General features: G+C 38.8%; 11 protein-coding genes. 10 read left to right on the top strand and 1 reads right to left on the bottom strand.

Annotated features, from left to right (window positions below):
* Positions 1–12: 12 nt before the first annotated feature.
* The 7 genes from JHD79_RS05385 to JHD79_RS05355 all read left to right on the top strand — a co-directional run bounded on the left by JHD79_RS05385 (position 13) and on the right by JHD79_RS05355 (position 12,040).
* Entirely contained in the window at positions 13–2,331 is a 2,319-nt protein-coding gene (locus tag JHD79_RS05385) for a glycoside hydrolase family 65 protein (protein WP_199118185.1), read from the top strand.
* A 16-nt stretch (positions 2,332–2,347) separates the two neighbouring features.
* The gene (locus JHD79_RS05380) at positions 2,348–4,261 is read left to right on the top strand and encodes an alpha-amylase family protein (RefSeq protein ID WP_233164580.1); all 1,914 of its coding nucleotides are present in this window, start codon (positions 2,348–2,350) and stop codon (positions 4,259–4,261) included.
* A gap of 18 nt (positions 4,262–4,279) precedes the next feature.
* Positions 4,280–5,647 carry an MFS transporter gene (locus tag JHD79_RS05375; protein ID WP_199118184.1) on the top strand — a complete coding sequence of 456 codons (1,368 nt, stop codon included), beginning with the start codon at positions 4,280–4,282 and terminating at the stop codon, positions 5,645–5,647.
* Between the two features lie 18 nt (positions 5,648–5,665).
* On the top strand, positions 5,666–7,564 hold the full coding sequence (locus tag JHD79_RS05370) for an alpha-amylase family glycosyl hydrolase (RefSeq protein ID WP_199118183.1): 1,899 nt from the start codon (positions 5,666–5,668) through the stop codon (positions 7,562–7,564).
* Positions 7,565–7,789: 225 nt separating this feature from the next.
* Complete coding sequence (locus JHD79_RS05365) at positions 7,790–9,061, top strand: ectonucleotide pyrophosphatase/phosphodiesterase (RefSeq protein ID WP_199118182.1); 1,272 nt, start codon at positions 7,790–7,792, stop codon at positions 9,059–9,061.
* Between the two features lie 280 nt (positions 9,062–9,341).
* Positions 9,342–10,919 (top strand): S10 family peptidase, encoded by a 1,578-nt coding sequence (locus tag JHD79_RS05360; protein ID WP_199118181.1) that lies wholly within the window; start codon positions 9,342–9,344, stop codon positions 10,917–10,919.
* Positions 10,920–11,074: 155 nt separating this feature from the next.
* Entirely contained in the window at positions 11,075–12,040 is a 966-nt protein-coding gene (locus tag JHD79_RS05355) for an acetyl-CoA carboxylase carboxyltransferase subunit alpha (protein WP_199118180.1), read from the top strand.
* A 221-nt stretch (positions 12,041–12,261) separates the two neighbouring features.
* Here JHD79_RS05355 and JHD79_RS05350 read toward each other — a convergent pair whose 3' ends face one another.
* Positions 12,262–15,357 (bottom strand): protein O-mannosyl-transferase family, encoded by a 3,096-nt coding sequence (locus tag JHD79_RS05350; protein WP_199118179.1) that lies wholly within the window; start codon positions 15,355–15,357, stop codon positions 12,262–12,264.
* A gap of 381 nt (positions 15,358–15,738) precedes the next feature.
* On the opposite strand from JHD79_RS05350, the gene JHD79_RS05345 reads away from it, so the two are divergent.
* From JHD79_RS05345 to pth, 3 genes are all read left to right on the top strand, one after another.
* Positions 15,739–16,680 carry a ribose-phosphate pyrophosphokinase gene (locus JHD79_RS05345; protein ID WP_199118178.1) on the top strand — a complete coding sequence of 314 codons (942 nt, stop codon included), beginning with the start codon at positions 15,739–15,741 and terminating at the stop codon, positions 16,678–16,680.
* 83 nt (positions 16,681–16,763) lie between these two features.
* Complete coding sequence (locus JHD79_RS05340; RefSeq protein ID WP_199118177.1) at positions 16,764–17,339, top strand: 50S ribosomal protein L25/general stress protein Ctc; 576 nt, start codon at positions 16,764–16,766, stop codon at positions 17,337–17,339.
* A gap of 134 nt (positions 17,340–17,473) precedes the next feature.
* Positions 17,474–18,034: an aminoacyl-tRNA hydrolase gene (pth, locus tag JHD79_RS05335; RefSeq protein WP_199118176.1), complete on the top strand. Its 561-nt coding sequence runs from the start codon at positions 17,474–17,476 to the stop codon at positions 18,032–18,034.
* Positions 18,035–18,036: the final 2 nt, after the last annotated feature.

The raw sequence follows: 18,036 nt of genomic DNA, 5'->3' as shown, positions 1-18,036 counted from the left end.
AGAGCAATATAGATGAAGAATTACATTAAGGCACACGAATGGAGTATTATTGAGGAAGGTTTTGATCCTCATTTGAATAAAATATCTGAAAGTATTTTTAGTTTGGGCAATGGACGAATGGGACAAAGAGCCAATTTTGAAGAGACCTATTCCGGAGAAACCTTGCAGGGCAATTATATAGCGGGCGTTTATTATCCAGATAAAACCCGTGTAGGTTGGTGGAAAAATGGTTATCCAGAATATTTTGCCAAAGTGCTCAACGCAGCCAATTGGATTGGATTGAGCATTAAAATCGATGGTGAGGAATTGGATTTGGCTAAAGCTAAAATACAAGAATTCTCTCGTGAATTGAATATGAAAGAAGGCTATTTGCAGCGTAAGTTTAAAGCAACTTTAGCAAATGGTAAGCAGGTTCAGGTATCGGCTACTCGTTTTTGCAGTATAGCGGATGACGAGGTGGGGGCGCTTAAATATACGGTAAAGACATTGAACTTTGAAGGTACACTAACCATTACCTCTTTTATTGATGGAGATATTAAGAACCAGGACAGTAATTACGATGAGAAATTTTGGGACTTTGTTGCCGATGAAGTACAAGAAAATCAAACCTTTTTGACCTTAAGGACCAAGAAGACTGCGTTTGAGGTGTGCACTGCAAGCGAGATGACTATCTATAAGCATGCAGAACCGATTAAAGCAATCTTAGAAACCATTAAAAAGGAAAAATACATTGGCCAACAGTTTTCTGTAGGGCTTAAAGCCAATGAAGAAGTGAGTATCGTTAAAATTGTGGCAAACCTCTCCTCAGAGAATTATGCTAAAGATGAGCTTTTAAATCAGGCGAAGGCCACTTTAACAAAAGCAGCCCATAAGGGCTTTGAAGTTTTACTTGCAGAACAAACACAGGCTTGGGCGGCAAAATGGGAAGAAAGTGATATCGTAATTGAAGGGGATGTGGCTGCACAGCAGGCTATTAGGTTTAATATATTTCAGCTTTTTCAGACCTATACAGGTAAAGATGACCGCCTAAATATTGGTCCGAAAGGGTTTACAGGAGAAAAATATGGAGGATCTACCTATTGGGATACTGAAGCTTATTGTGTGCCTTTCTATTTGGCTACAGCTCCGCAAGAAGTCAGTAAAAATCTATTGATCTACCGCTATAAGCAATTGGCTAAAGCTATAGAAAATGCACAAAAACTAGGATTTAAAGATGGTGCAGCCCTTTATCCAATGGTTACGATCAATGGCGAAGAATGCCATAATGAATGGGAAATTACGTTCGAAGAAATCCATCGAAACGGAGCCATTGCCTACGCCATATACAACTATATTCGTTATACTGCCGATGAAGATTACCTACAGCAATACGGTCTGGAAGTCCTGGTGGGAATTGCCCGGTTTTGGAAACAACGTGTAAACTGGAGCACTGATAGGCAGCAATACGTAATGTTGGGCGTTACTGGTCCAAATGAATATGAGAATAATGTCAATAACAATTGGTACACGAATTATTTAGCGGTTTGGTGTTTAAAATATACAAAGCAAGCTATAGAATTGGTTGCAGATAAAAATGCAGAGCGTTATCAATCATTGGTATTGAAGTTGGACATCAAAGAAAATGAACTTACAGATTGGCGGCATATTGTAGAAAATATGTATTATCCACATCATGAAAAATTGGATGTTTTTCTACAGCAGGATGGTTATATGGACAAGGAACAAATATTGGTGAAAGATTTACCGGTAAATGAACGGCCTTTAAACCAAAAATGGAGCTGGGATAGGATTCTGCGCTCTTGTTTCATCAAGCAGGCCGATGTATTGCAGGGCCTGTATTTTTTCGAGGATGACTTCGATTTCGATACCCATAAACGTAATTTCGATTTTTACGAGCCACGTACCGTGCATGAAAGCTCATTGTCGCCATGTGTACACAGTATTTTAGCAGCTAAATTAAATGATGAAGCCAGAGCTTATGAATTTTATTTAAGAACCTCACGACTAGATTTGGACGACTATAACAATGATACCGAAGATGGTTTGCACATTACTTCTATGGCAGGTACCTGGATGAGTGTGGTTGAAGGTTTTGCCGGTATGCGTGTGCGTAACCATAAGTTGGTATTTAATCCTTTTCTACCGGAAAAATGGAAATCCTTTTCTTTTACCGTAGGCTTTAGGGGAGCAAATATCAAGGTAAATATCAATGCCTCCGAAATCAGTATCCTTAATATGACCAAGCAGGCCGTTAATTTGGTTGTTCATCAAAACGATTACCAGCTTGATGGGCATGCGCAATTGAAAGTGGCCAACTCTTTATTAGTTTAGTATTTTGTAGAAAATAATGAATAAACGATTACTTGGTACGGCACAAAAGATAAAATCATTACTTGTCCCCAGCATTCGGGATAGAAATATAAGATATCCTGGTCTTCTAAAAGGAGAATTGGTAAATAAAATCTATGTGCCTATGTGGCTGGAAAAAATGTGGTGTACGCAAAAAAAGGTGTTAAATAAAATTGTCTGTTTGCTTATGGGAGTGTTTGCCATATCATGCGGGGCCCCTAAAAATAAGGGGGTTGATAAAAAGGATAACATTGTTATTTACCAACTTTTACCTCGATTATTTGGAAATAGCGTGACCACAAATATTCCTTATGGTACCATAGAGCAGAACGGTTGCGGAAAATTTAACGATATCACCGACAAAGCTTTAGATGGATTGAAAGAATTGCAGGTAGATTACGTTTGGTATACTGGTGTGATTGCCCATGCCAGTTTGACCGATTACAGCAGATATGGTATAGCAAAAGACGATGCCGACGTAGTGAAAGGACGAGCAGGCTCGCCCTACGCAATCCGCGATTATTATGATGTAGATCCCGACTTGGCTGTAGAGGTTAACCATAGAATGGCAGAATTTGAAGCACTTATTGCGCGTACACACCATAAAGGACTAAAGGTACTTATTGATTTTGTTCCCAATCATGTAGCGCGTAGTTACCAGTCTAGGGCTAAACCCAAAGGAGTGGCCGATTTTGGTGTAGCAGATGACAAGACGGTTGCCTTCAGCACTAAAAATGATTTTTACTATATTCCAAACCAAGCTTTTCAAGTACCTATTTCTAATCGTGCTAAAAATACGTTATCGGTTTTGCAGGATGGAAAATATCTAGAAAATCCAGCGAAAGCCACAGGAAATAACGTATTCAAAGCACAGCCTTCGGCAGATGACTGGTATGAAACCGTAAAACTGAATTATGGCGTAGAATATTTGGATGGAAAAGAAATCAAGCATTTGGATCCTATTCCACCTGTATGGGTAAAAATGAAAGATATTTTGGTGTATTGGACAAAGAAGGGCGTTGATGGTTTCCGCTGTGATGTAGCCGAAATGGTGCCTGTAGAATTTTGGAGCTGGGTAATTCCTCAGGTAAAAAAGGTTAATCCAAATTTAATTTTTATAGGAGAAGCTTATAATCCAAAAGTCTATGCCCAATATATTAATGAAGGTAAGTTTGATTATTTATATGATAAAGTTGGTCTGTATGATGGCTTAAAGCGATTGATTAAAAATGAAGAAAAAGCAGACGTGGAGGATATTAGGCAGGTTTGGCAGAAGGAAAGTGCGGGTTTTGACCAAAAGATGCTACGTTTTCTCGAAAACCATGATGAAGAAAGGATTGCATCAAAAGGATTTGCCGGAAAGGCTAAGTTAGCTTTTCCCGCAATGGTGGTTTCTGCTACTTTGGGTAAGGGCCCGGTAATGTTGTATTTTGGCCAGGAAGTGGCTGAACCAGGTGTTGGAAAAGAAGGTTTTGGAGGCGACGATAATAGAACCACTATTTTCGATTATTGGGGGGTACCAAGCCATCAGCGGTGGCTCAATAATGGGAAGTTTGATGGGGCAAAACTGAACAAGGAAGAGATTGAAACCCGCCAATTCTACAAAAAATTGATGCAGATAAGAGCCAATAGCAATGCAATTACAGACGGAAAGATACTTGAAATACCACTTGGAACTGGGAAAAAAGCATATGCCTATATAAGATATACGGCCCAACAAAGATTATTGGTAGTGGTAAACTTTGATAGGGAAGAGACGTTACAACGAAATATCGAGTTACCTTCAGACTTGCTAAAATTAAAAGCTCCAGCAAAAGCAGTGGACTTGTTAAATGAAAAATCAATTGTCATAAAAGAGGGGAAACTTGCTATACAATTATTGCCAGTTTCAGCACAAATCATACAATTTTAAGTTAAATCAAGAAAACCAATGAGCCTAAAAACAATACAAAAACCTATGTTAAGCCTTTCGCAGATTATTAATATGAGCGTAGGTTTTTTTGGTATCCAGTTTGGCTGGGACTTACAACGGGCCAATATGGGGCGTATATACGAAAATTTGGGTGCCAATCCAGACCAAGTGCCCTTATTGTTTTTGGCCGCGCCGCTTACAGGTTTAATTGTGCAACCTATTATTGGTTACCTTAGTGATAGAACCTGGCATCCTACATGGGGAAGGAGAAGGCCTTATTTTTTTATTGGGGCCTTGATCAGTTCAATAGCGCTTATTTTTATGCCGCATAGCAGTACCCTTTGGATGGCTGCTAGTTTATTATGGATATTGGATGTTTTTGGCAATGTAGCCATGGAACCATTTAGGGCTTTTGTATCTGATAAACTACCAGACCATCAGGTAAACCGTGGTTTTATTATGCAAAGTATGATGATTGGATTGGGCGGCAGTATTGCATCGGCTTTGCCATGGATTTTTAATAATATCTTCAAGGTAAGTAACCTGGCAGCTTTTGGCGATATACCACAGAACGTGAAGTATTCATTCTATTTAGGTGCTTTCTTCTTTTTTGCTGCGGTTTTATATACAGTTATAACCACCAAAGAATACCCACCAACCGAAGAGGAACTAGCCACTAATAAAGCGGGTAAGGGATTTATTCATGGTGCTCGAGAAATTAAAGATGCTTTTAGGCAAATGCCCAAACAGATGCGTGTGATCTCTCTGGTGCAATTCTTTACCTGGCCCGGTTTGTTCCTCATGTGGTTTTATTATACTACTGCGGTTGCGGTAAATGTATTTGGTGGTAAAGATGCCAGTGACCCGGTATATGCGGCGGGAGCCGATTTCGGGAGCTTGACTTTGGCTTATTACAGTGTGGTTACTTTCTTATTTGCCCTAGTGCTCCCTAAAATAGCCGATGCTTTAGGCAGAAAGACTACTCATAGCCTTTGTTTATTATGTGGTGCTCTAGGTTTGATCAGTGTGGCATGGGTTCATGACAAGTACATGTTGTATTTGTGCATGACGGGAGTGGGCGTAGCTTGGTCAAGTATTCTCTCTATGCCTTATGCCATGTTAAGTGGACATTTGCCAAAGGCTAAAGTGGGCATATATATGGGGATTTTTAATTTCTTTATTGTGATGCCCGAAATTATAGCTTCGTTGGGTTTCGGCTGGCTAATGCGTAACGTGCTCCACAACGATCGTTTATTGGCTGTGCAATTGGGAGGAGGACTAATGGTTTTGGCTGGGATCATCTGCTATTTGTGGATAAAGGATAATAAAAAAGAAGAGCTGATTTTGGCAAGCGAACTGGGTATAGAAGAGCATAGAACAGTATAGTAAAATAAAATTGATGTGATGAAAAAATTGTTTTTGTTGTTGCTAATTGTGAGCACTGGTCTAAGTTTTTCATGCAAAAAAAGCAATGTAGAAGAAACAGCTCCAACTCCCGTTATTCCAGTTGTTCCACCTTCAACAGCGCTTCCAGCAGGTGCTAAAGAAGGAGTTGTTTTTATCAATAATGGAACCTCGGCCATTGTAACCTTATATGCGCCGGGTAAAAATACGGTGTCATTAATGGGCGATTTTAACAATTGGTCGGCAACGGCCTCTAAAATGACCAAAACACCGGATGGAAATTACTTTTGGATAAGGATAGACAACCTGAACGTCGATACAGAATACGCTTATCAGTTCTTGGTAGATGATAACCTGAGAATTGCAGATGCCTATTGCGAGAAGATATTGGATCCTATAAATGATCCCTATATTAATCAGGTTACCTACCCTAACCTTAAAGCTTATCCAACAGGAAAAACTACGGGAATCGTAAGCGTAATGCAAGCCAATCAGCCCGGTTATGCTTGGAAAAATAATGCTTTTGTTCGTCCAGCTAAAAATAATCTCGTTATTTATGAGCTCTTGATCAGAGATTTTACGGTAGAACATAGTTACAATTCTACTTTGCAAAAACTTGATTATTTGGTGGCCTTAGGTGTAAATGCCATCGAACTAATGCCGGTTAATGAATTTGAGGGAAACCTGAGCTGGGGTTATAACCCTTCTTTTTATTTTGCTCCAGATAAATACTATGGCACAAAAAATGACTTGAAAAAATTTATAGACGAATGCCATGGTAAAGGAATCGCCGTAATTTTAGATATGGTACTTAACCATTCTTTTGGCCAATCGCCTATGGTGCAATTATACTTTGATGGGAATAAGCCTACAGCTAATAGTCCATGGTTTAATACCGATGCCAAACATCCTTATAATGTAGGATATGATTTTAACCACGAAAGTGGGGCCACCAGGTCCTTCTCCAAAAATGTAATGAAATTTTGGATGCAGGAATATAAAATCGATGGTTTCCGATTCGATTTGTCAAAAGGATTTACACAAAAACGATCTACTGATAATGCTAGCTTTTCTGCCTACGATGCTGGTCGTGTTAATATTTGGAAAGACTACAATTCGCATATTAAAAGCATCGATCCCAATAATTTTTATGTGATTTTAGAACATTTTGCCGATGCTGCCGAGGAGAAAGTGCTGGCAGACGAAGGGATGATGTTATGGAATAACATTAACCATAACATGAACGAAGCCACAATGGGATGGCTGGGAAATGCTAATTTTCAATGGGGATTTTATACCAATCATGGCTTTTCAAAACCAGAAAACCTGGTCACCTATATCGAAAGTCATGATGAGGAACGTTTAAACTATAAGAACTTGACTTATGGAAATGCATCGGGAACCTATTCTATAAAAGAGTTGAATACAGCCTTGAAAAGACAACAAATGGCAGCTGCATTTATGCTGGCCATTCCAGGGCCCAAAATGGTTTGGCAATTTGGTGAGCTCGGTTATGATGTAAATATTGATTATAATGGAAGGACAGGCGATAAGCCAATTAGGTGGAACTATGTTGACGAACCCAATAGAAAAGAACTTTATAATGTTTATACCAAGTTAATAAAGTTAAAGAAAGCCAATAGCATATTTAATGCTGCAAATTCTAGCTATAGCTTGGCAGGTGCCGTTAAGTACATTAAACTGAGCGAAGGTAATAACACAGTGGTGGTGGTCGGTAATTTCGATGTGGTGCCCCAAACGGCAAATATTGATTTTGGTAATAACGGCACATGGCTTGATGCATTTGGTGGCAATCTTAATTTAACTACTAATTTATACACTTTGACTCTTGCTCCTGGAGAATATCATGTTTACAGTAAGTTGGCCTTAAATCCTTAATAAATAGAAGCTGTTTAAGATCCATCGGAAGAAATATTTTTGGGTGTAGGGCTGAGGGCAATCGCCCACTTAGGGTTTGGCGTACTAAATTCTTGCTTTTAATGGTGCCAATAGATCATTTATAGAAGTCTAATCATACCTGGAATTATAAATAAATCTGTTATAATCCCCGAAGTTCATTTTATATTAATGGTATAATTCTATTTTTGATTAAAATTATACCAGATGACAAGATTGTGGAGTTATAGGCAATTGATTTTAGTCCAGTTTTTTTTATTGTTAAATGGTTTCTTGTTTGCGCAGGATACCACGCAGCAAGTAGTGCCAAATCGTGAAAATGCACCTTTGCAAATCAATAAACCTTATGTGATCTATATATCGGCCGATGGTTTCAGATACGATTATGCGGATAAATATAAGGCCAAAAATCTTTTGAAGCTGAGAGCGGAAGGTGTTCAGGCCAGCTCTATGAAACCTTCATTTCCATCGGTTACCTTTTCGAACCATTACACCCTAGCCACAGGAATGTATCCTTCGCACCATGGTATAGTAAATAATTCCTTTTACGATCCAAAGAAACAGCAGATATATGTGAAAACAGATCCCAATGCCATAAAAGATAGCACATGGTATGGTGGGGTACCTATTTGGGTATTGGCAGAACAACATAAGATGCTTTCGGCAGCTTTTTATTGGCTAGGTTCAGAAACAGCTGTACAGGGTGTAAGGCCTACGTACTGGTACAATTTTAATAATCTTATACCTATTGATAGAAGAATTGAAGCCGTAAAAAATTGGCTGATGTTGCCCGAAGAAAAGAGGCCTCATTTAATTAGCTTCTATTTTCCAGAGGTCGATGTAGCTGGACACCATTTTGGTCCCGATTCTAGGGAGACTGCTGAGGCCGTGAAGCTTGTTGATGACTGTGTAGGGGAAATGGTGAGCCTTACCAAAAAATTGGGAATTGATGTGAATTTTATCTTTGTTTCCGATCATGGAATGACAAGCGTAGATAATGTTAGCACTTTGTCCTTACCAAAATCTATAGATAAAGAAAAGATCATAATACCCAATGGCGACGCATTATTGCAATTGTATGCAAAAGATAAAAAAGACATCGAGCCCACTTACCGAAAATTAAAACACGAAGCGGTAGACTATGATGTATACCTGGCCAAAAAAATGCCAAAGCGTTGGCATTTTTCCAGTAAAGATAATAGAGATGGCAGGATTGGCGATATTATCCTCATACCGCGTTTGCCAAAGGTTTTCAATTTGACACCTAAAGTAACCACAGTAGGTAAACATGGATTTGATAATGACCTGCAAGATATGCAGGCTACTTTCTATGCTTGGGGTCCGGCATTTAAAAATGGATTGAAAATAGGATCTTTTGAAAATGTAGATGTATATCCGCTGATAGCGAAAATTTTGGGACTACCTTTCGCCCATAAGATTGATGGAAATATTAAGGTGTTGAATCCAATTCTGAAATAATTTCTTTAGTCTGTAAAGCCATTGATGATTATAGATTTATGGCCTTTCGCAATAATGATACCCCAAATATCCTTATACAATTCATCTTTCCAAACCTTTTAGATAATATTTGCCCGTCTTTTAACGGCAAATACGATTTGCATATATAGCTGTGAATATGTTCCTGCCATTATATAAACATATCTTCGAGTGAATAAAAATAAGTAACATTTTAGTGTGGTTTGGTCGATGCCATTCTCTTTGCTGATATTTATATTTACACAAACCTAAAATTTATAAAATGAAGAAAATTTTTACCTTAACCTATTTTACCCTAGTACTCTTTGGTGGGGCATTTGCCCAGGAACGTCAACGTTCTCCAGAACGTGTACCACAGCAAGGAACGGCAACAAATCAACAGGCACCTAAAGAAGAAGCACCAACCCGTTCCACCAACATTGCTTCTAGAACTATCGTTACCGAAAGTGCAGTAGTTACTAATCATACCGTTGCGATCAATGGCAAGACGGTTCCCTATAAAGCTACGGCTGGCACTTTGCCGGTATGGGATGAAGAGGGGAAACCGATAGCGGGCTTGTTTTACACTTATTATGAAAGAACCGATATCCAAAATAAGGATAGCAGGCCGTTGGTAATTTCCTTTAACGGGGGGCCTGGATCAGCATCGGTTTGGATGCATATTGCTTATACAGGTCCGGTTGTTTTGAATATCGACGATGAAGGCTATCCAATTCAACCTTATGGCTACAAGGATAACAGTACGTCCATTTTGGATATTGCCGATATTGTTTATATAGATCCTGTGAATACAGGTTATTCAAGAGCTGTCAATAAAGATATACCTACCAATAAATTCTTTGGTGTAAAGGCCGATATCAAATACTTGGCCGAATGGATCAATACCTTTGTAACTAGGACGAACAGGTGGGCCTCTCCCAAGTACCTTATTGGAGAGAGTTATGGTACAACAAGAGTTTCTGGTCTGGCCTTGGAATTGCAAAGTAACCACTGGATGTATCTCAATGGGGTAATTTTAGTTTCTCCCACAGAATTGGGAATTGAAAGGGGAACTGTGATGAATGCAGCCTTACGCTTACCTTATTATGCAGCAACAGCTTGGTATCATAAAGCTTTACCCGCAGACCTTCAAGGTAAAAAGCTCATTGACATGTTGCCAGAAGTAGAGCGCTTCACCATTGATGAGTTGATCCCTGCCATGGCTAAAGGTGGTTTTTTAGCTATTGATGAGAAAAAGAAAATTGCGGTTAAAATGGCCAGGTTTTCAGGTATTTCAGAAAAAGTGATCTTGCAGAATAACCTCGATGTTTCTACAAATTTATTTTGGAAAGAGCTATTGCGTGATAAAGGATTTACTGTAGGCAGACTGGATTCCAGATATAGAGGAATTGATAGGGCCGATGCAGGCGAACGACCTGATTACAATGCAGAATTAACCTCTTGGCTACATTCCTTTACACCTGCAATTAATATGTACTTGCGCAATGCCTTAAATTATAAAACCGATTTGAAATATAATATGTTTGGATCGGTTTATCCTTGGGATAGGACAGGAGACAACACCGGAGAAAACTTGAGGACAGCCATGGCTCAAAATCCATATTTGCATGTATTGGTGCAGTCTGGCTATTATGATGGGGCCTGTGATTACTTCAATGCCAAATATAACCTATGGCAAATGGACCCCAGTGGGAAACTTAAAGATAGGATGACTTGGGAAGGTTACGAAAGCGGTCACATGATGTATCTGAGAAAGCCTGATCTGGCCTTGGGAAATGAACATATTAGGGCGTTCATTAAAAAATCATTGCCTACATCCAATCAGTCAGCTAAATTCTAGGGATTAATTTTCATAATCGAATTGCTTTTAAGTAATGCCTAATGGAAAAAGACTGTCTTTTTCCATGTATAAAGTAGCCGGCCTAAGCTTAGATAAGGGCATTAAATTTTATTATGAATTGTTTCCAGATAAATGCTTATTTTTACCGCCCCAATATGGAACAACTGAAAACATCTTTTGATTTTGAAAAACCTTTGGCCGATTTGTATCAGCAAATCGAAAAGGTAAAGCAAATTGCCGATAAAACCAAGGTTGATATGTCGGCCACTCTTGCAGAACTAGACGAAAAAGTTGCGCAGACCAGCAAGGACTTATATGAACATTTGACCGGCTGGCAGAAAGTACAAATGTCACGTCATGCCGAACGTCCGCAAACTTTAGACTACATTAGTCTTATCTGTGATGATTTTATAGAACTTCACGGCGACAGGACGGTGAAGGATGATAAGGCAATTATTGGTGGTTTTGCCACGATTGATGGGCAAACAGTAATGATTATAGGCCATCAAAAAGGAAAGAATACCAAGGAACGCCAATATCGTAATTTCGGTATGGCCAATCCAGAAGGCTATAGGAAAGCCTTGCGTTTGATGCGTTTGGCAGAGAAATTCAATAAACCTGTTATTTCCTTCATCGATACCATGGGTGCTTATCCTGGTTTGGAAGCTGAAGAGCGTGGACAGGGAGAGGCAATTGCACGTAATTTATTGGAGATGTCGGTACTAAAAGTACCTATTCTTTGTTTCATAGTAGGAGAAGGAGCATCAGGTGGTGCTTTAGGTATTGGTATAGGAGACAAAGTTTATATGTTGGAGCATACTTGGTACTCGGTAATTTCACCAGAGTCTTGTTCTTCTATTTTGTGGAGAAGCTGGGATTTTAAGGAAAGAGCGGCTGAGTGTTTAAAGCTGACCTCTGAGGACATGTTTAAAAATCAATTGATTGATGGTGTGGTTAAAGAGCCGCTTGGTGGAGCACATCAAAACCCTGAACTGATGGCCCAAACTTTAAAGGATCAAATTCTCATCGACTTGAAGGTGCTTAAAAAGGTAGATACAGATAAGCTTATTGCTAAAAGAATAGACAAATTTTGTGCAATGGGTGTGGTGAACGAAGGTTAGCCAAATCTGTTTAAATAGCTTAATATAAAAAAAGGATATCCATAAGGATATCCTTTTTTTATTGGAGAAGATGAGGTTGTTAATAATGTTTTTACGGGTTACAATGTTCATTTATGGTTAAGGCAAGATCATACCGGTGACCAGTGATGGTTTAGGTGTATAATAAAATGGGCCGATCAAAGAATTTGATCGGCCCATTTTATTCCTTCCTAAGGATTTAATTAATGTCCAAAGAATTGATTGAACCTGGCATATAGACTTTCAAATTGCTTTTTAAGGTCATCAGCAAGTTTGGTCTGTTTATATTGTGCTGCCACCTTCGACATTGGATCCAGTCCGTACATCAATCCAATTTGGATATTTTGGCCTCCTATTACCTGGTTTTTGCTTTTTGAAACATCTGCTAGGTAACCGATTTCTTTCTCTACGTAAGTTGCATATTTTTTAAGTAGGTTATTGGCCCTTTCGGTTTCACCGAGGATATAAAGATTTTGCGCCATGGTTGGTACACTCATCACAGTGCGTATACCATATATTTTTGTAGGCATCACCTCATCATATTTTTTCATGACCTTTTTAGCATCTTCCATTCTTCCATTTTTAATCAATCCACTGGTTAGGTTATTGAAGATGTTATTAAAAATAGAAATATCATCAGCCGATTGAATGTCTAAATATTTGGCAGTTTTAATGTTGCCCCATTTAAATTTATTCATCACATGATCGTACATCGGATCTAAATTAATACCCTGTTCGCCACTTTCAATGGTAGAAGAATCGGGTTTTAGAGGTAACAATCTATAGGCAAGACCCTCATTGTACAAATAATCACTTAAACCATTAAATTGCTCTGATGGTACAGTAGTACAAAAATAAATAGGCCTTTTCCAATGGTTGTTAGCCAAAATATCAAACATGGCCAAAGTGCCTTTTGTCACATAGCCTTTGTTGAATTTCCATTCTAAGGCAGGAACGATATTGTTGCGCTGAGATTCGGAAACAGTTTTGGTGTTAATTACCTCTTCAGGGTTTACCGTCAACTTAAAGTTTTTGGTAGGAATGAAATTTGCCTTTGAGCCATCTTGAAGAGGTAACTTGTCTTCTGGATCATCAGATAGCAATAAATCAACAATTTGTTTAAGTTCTACAGGTTCCTTAATTCCCATATCCTTATAGTACATTACATCCCGTTCACCAGAAACATACTGGTCTTCTTTCATGCTGATAGGCAGCGCTTCTGACTGATGTACTTTTCGGCGCATCCCATTAATGTACCAATCTGTATCAAATAAACTTAGATTAACTAATCTGATATCCGGTCTAATACCCTCTACTTCCTGGGCATACCACAAAGGATAGGTGTCATTATCACCATAAGTGAATAAAATAGCATTTGGAGCACATGATTCCAAATAGCTCACGGCAATATCATGGGCCACCATTTTGGTAGAACGGTCATGATCATTCCAACCTTCTTTAGCCATTAAAACAGGAGCTGCAAACAGGCCAACTACAGTTGCCGCTATAGCTGCAGTTTTGGCATCTAGTTTTTTGAATACCCATTCTTTTAAACAGAGTACCCCCAGTCCAATCCAAATGGCAAAGGCATAAAATGAGCCTACATAGGCATAATCACGCTCTCTAGGTTCCATTGGTTTCTGGTTGAGGTATAGTACAATGGCCAGTCCGGTAAAGAAGAAAAGTAAGCCTATAATTCCTGCATCTTTAGGTTTGCGATTAAAGTGCCACACTGCACCTAAGATCCCCAATATTAATGGCAAGAAGTAAAAGCGGTTATAAGAGTTGCTATCGGTAATGGATGGAGGTAGGTTGCTTTGGTCACCATATAGCATGGCATCAATTGGCTTGATTCCGCTGATCCATTGACCTTCGTACAAGCTACCCTGTCCCTGTTCCTCATTTTGGCGTCCGGCAAAATTCCATAGAAAATAACGCATATACATAAAGCCGGTCTGATGACGCATAAAGAAACCTAGATTATCAAAGAAATTTGGGAAATGATCATCGCTAAACCCCATCATGTCCTTATAATAATTGATGTGTCTTTGCTCATCACTGTACATTCTTGGAAATAATACCTCATGTTGTAAGCGACGAATGCTGTCTGGGAAATTTTCATTCTCCCCATATATGCGTTTGCTTTTGACGCCCGAAACCTCATACTTGGTTTTGCCCTTGCGATAAGTCTTTCCTGTTTCTACAAATACGGGAGCGGAACCGTCATCATTGTATTTAGGTATAGAGTTGTAGTTAGGGCCAAATAACAATGGCCTATCTCCATATTGTTCACGGTTTAAATAGCTAAGGAAGGAGAATGCATTATCTGGATCACTATTGTTTAGATTAGGCTTGGCTTGGGCCCTGATAATAATCATGGCAAAAGAACCGTAACCAAAAATGATCAATACGGTTGATAATAGAGCAAGATTTAAGACTCTTTTTTGGTGCTTAATGGAATACCTGATCCCCCAAACTAATCCGCCGATGATAAGGATGGCAAAGAACAAAACGCCAGTTCCAAAACCTAGTCCCAATGTATTTACAAAAAATAAATCGAAATAAGCTCCAAAAGATACCAAATATTGGATAATACCATATTGTACAACGGCCAAAATCAAGATGCCAATACCTAATGTTTTAAAAATGCCTGCTGTAGTTGGCTTTGGTGTTTTCTTGAAATAGTAAACGAAAGCTATTGCAGGTATGGTTAATAGGTTAAGCAAGTGTATACCGATGGATAGGCCCATTACATAGGCAATGAATAGTAGCCATCTGTCTGCTTTGGGCTCTTCGGCTACCGCTTCCCATTTTAAAATACCCCAAAATACAATGGCGGTAAATAAAGAGGAAAGGGCATACACTTCAGCTTCAACTGCAGAAAACCAAAAACTATCGGAATAAGCATAAGCTAATGCACCTACAATACCAGCTCCCATAATACTAATAAGGTTGGCTTTGGTGAGGTCTTCATTTTTGTTGACCAATACTTTTTTGGCCAGTGCGGTAATGGTCCAAAATAAAAATAGGATGGTTGCTCCGCTGGCAACTGCCGAGCCAAAATTCATGAAGTAAGCTATTTTGGTGGTGTCTCCAAACGCAAATAGCGAGAAAAAACGCTCGATCATTAGAAATAGCGGAGCTCCAGGCTGGTGCACTACCTGCATCTTGTAGGCAGATGCAATAAATTCGCCGCAATCCCAGAAGCTTACCGAAGGTTCCAAGGTGAGTACATAGGTAATGGTGGCTATTAAGAAGCATATCCAGCCAATAATATTGTTTACTTTTGAATAGTTCATGTTACTATATATAGATAAATATTTTAAGCGATTTGATACATAAAATGCTGCCGAAAATAAAAAAATAGATTGACATAGGCATTATAATGCTGGCTTATTTAACAAAAATTAATCGGTTTTTAATTCTTCAAAGATTGAAATAAAAATATTTTAATTTTTTTTTCAATGTTATTTGCAGATGTGAAAAAAGTGCGTACATTTGCATTCCGTTTCAGCAAAGTGATTTTGAAACAGGAAAATTGTCCGATAGTATAAGGGTAGTACAACGGTTTTTGGTACCGTTTGTCTTGGTTCGAATCCAGGTCGGACAACAAATCTTTTCGGATTGTGAATAAAACCACAATCCGATTTTTTTTAACCAGCATTGATACCCCGCAAATCATGCCATTGCAATTTAATCCAGTTAAAATTTTTGCCGGAAGTGGAACCAAAGAACTTGCCGCTAAAATTGCCAAAGATTATGGCAAACCACTAGGAGATGTAACCTTAAGTAAGTTTAGCGATGGAGAGTTTCAGCCTTCTTTTGACGAATCAATTAGAGGTTGTGATGTATTCTTGGTACAATCTACCTATCAGCCAAGTGATAATTTAATGGAGCTTTTATTAATGGTTGATGCTGCGAAAAGAGCATCGGCACATTATATTACCGCAGTTGTTCCTTATTATGGTTTGGCCCGTCAAGATAGGAAAGACAAACCTAGGGTAGCCATTGGCGCAAAATTGGTAGCCAATCTATTGAAAGCTGCAGGTATACATCGTATCATGACCATGGACCTGCATGCAGCCCAGATACAGGGTTTCTTTGATATTCCGGTAGACCACTTAGATGGATCGGTGATATTCGTTCCTTATATCAAAAGCTTGGGTCTAGAGAATTTAACCATTGCCTCGCCAGATATGGGTGGCTCATATAGAGCCCGTACTTTTGCCAAATTTTTTAATGCAGAAGTGGTCATTTGTGATAAACGTCGTAAACGTGCCAATGAAATCGAATCGATGTCTATTATTGGTGATGTAACCGGACAGGATATTGTATTGATCGATGATATTTGCGATACGGCAGGTACTTTGGCCAAGGCAGCAGCATTGATTATGGAAAATGGTGCAAAAAGTGTTAGGGCAGTTTGTACACATGCCGTTTTATCGGGTAAAGCGTACGAAACGATAGAAAATTCTGTTTTGGAGGAACTTATCGTTACAGATACCATTCCATTAAAACAGCAGAGTGAAAAAATTAGGGTGCTGAGTACAGCAGGTTTGTTTGCAAAGGCCATTGCCAATGTTAACGAGCATGGTTCGATCAGTGACCTTTTTAAGGTGTAAGTAAGGGTTAATTGTGTAATCGGTTATTCGATTAATCGATTTGAACAGGTAGCCAGTTAAACAATAAATAAATATATAAAACGATGAAAACAATCGCTATTAGCGGTTCTCTTAGAGAGAACGTAGGGAAACGCGATGCTAAAGAGCTTCGCTATGAAGGTAAAGTTCCTGCGGTATTGTATGGTGGTAAAGAGCAAGCACACTTTGCTATCGAAAGAACTGATTTAAACGAAGTTATCTATTCGCCAGAAGCGAACTTTATTGAGATCACTGTTGAAGGAAAAGCAGTAAAAGCTATCATAAAAGATACTCAGTTCCACCCTTTAACAGATTTGTTATTACACGTAGATTTCCTTCAATTATTTGATGATAAGGAAATTACTATGGAAATTCCAGTTAAATTGACAGGAACTTCTCCAGGTGTAAAAATGGGCGGTAAGTTAGTACAAAAGTTACGTAAACTACGTGTTAAAGCATTGCCTAAAAATATGCCTCAAGTGGTTGAAGTGAACATTTCTAAATTAGAAGTAGGTAGTTTGTTCCGCGTACGTGATCTAGAAAAAGGAGATTTCTTCGTAATGAATACACCTGAAGATACTATCGTTTCTGTAGGTATGTCTAGGGCATTGAAACAAGCAGAAAACGCTAAAGGAAAATAATCCTGGATAGTTTTAAGTATTAGAAAGCAGTATTTGCCAAAAGCGAATACTGCTTTTTTGCTAATAGTTACTGTCGTCTTGAAGTATCAGCCTCTAATACCATAATTTCAATTCAAAATTTTATCTTTGCCGCCATGAAATTTCTTATCGTAGGCCTAGGCAACATAGGTCCGGAATATGTGGGTACGCGCCATAATATCGGGTTTGATATTGCGGATGAACTGGTTGAAAACTTGGAGGGTGGTTTTGAGCTTTTACGCTTGGCCTACTACGCAGAAGTAGGTTATAAAGGGAAAAAGCTACATGTCATTAAACCTACTACCTATATGAACCTTAGTGGCAAGGCTGTTAACTACTGGATGAAAGAACTGAAGATTGTCCCAGAAAATGTATTGGTACTGGTTGATGATTTAGCACTTCCATTAGGTAAATTGAGGATGAAGTTGCAAGGTAGCAGTGCAGGGCATAATGGCCTTAAAAGCATAGAAGAACTTTGTGGAGGGCAAAATTATGCACGTTTACGTTTTGGCATTGGTGATGATTTTCCAAAAGGAAGGCAAGTAGATTTTGTACTCGGTCAATTCGACAAGAATGAAAAGAAAGAGCTGCCAGTGTTGATTAACAGAGCCGTAAGTATGATTAAGAGCTTTGCTACCATAGGCGCAGCGCAAACCATGACTTTGTTCAATAAATAGTA

It is taken from the genome of Pedobacter sp. ASV28 (genome assembly GCF_016428855.1).
Taxonomy (GTDB): Bacteria; Bacteroidota; Bacteroidia; order Sphingobacteriales; family Sphingobacteriaceae; genus Pedobacter.
Note: the sequence above shows the minus strand (reverse complement) of the source record. Positions and strands in the feature narration are given on the sequence as shown.

Coding starts and splice junctions, on each gene's coding strand:
- JHD79_RS05385 (WP_199118185.1), top strand. CDS start 13: ATGAAGAATTACATTAAGGCACACGAATGGAGTATTATTGAGGAAGGT.
- JHD79_RS05380 (WP_233164580.1), top strand. CDS start 2,348: ATGAATAAACGATTACTTGGTACGGCACAAAAGATAAAATCATTACTT.
- JHD79_RS05375 (WP_199118184.1), top strand. CDS start 4,280: ATGAGCCTAAAAACAATACAAAAACCTATGTTAAGCCTTTCGCAGATT.
- JHD79_RS05370 (WP_199118183.1), top strand. CDS start 5,666: ATGAAAAAATTGTTTTTGTTGTTGCTAATTGTGAGCACTGGTCTAAGT.
- JHD79_RS05365 (WP_199118182.1), top strand. CDS start 7,790: ATGACAAGATTGTGGAGTTATAGGCAATTGATTTTAGTCCAGTTTTTT.
- JHD79_RS05360 (WP_199118181.1), top strand. CDS start 9,342: ATGAAGAAAATTTTTACCTTAACCTATTTTACCCTAGTACTCTTTGGT.
- JHD79_RS05355 (WP_199118180.1), top strand. CDS start 11,075: ATGGAACAACTGAAAACATCTTTTGATTTTGAAAAACCTTTGGCCGAT.
- JHD79_RS05350 (WP_199118179.1), bottom strand. CDS start 15,357: ATGAACTATTCAAAAGTAAACAATATTATTGGCTGGATATGCTTCTTA.
- JHD79_RS05345 (WP_199118178.1), top strand. CDS start 15,739: ATGCCATTGCAATTTAATCCAGTTAAAATTTTTGCCGGAAGTGGAACC.
- JHD79_RS05340 (WP_199118177.1), top strand. CDS start 16,764: ATGAAAACAATCGCTATTAGCGGTTCTCTTAGAGAGAACGTAGGGAAA.
- pth (WP_199118176.1), top strand. CDS start 17,474: ATGAAATTTCTTATCGTAGGCCTAGGCAACATAGGTCCGGAATATGTG.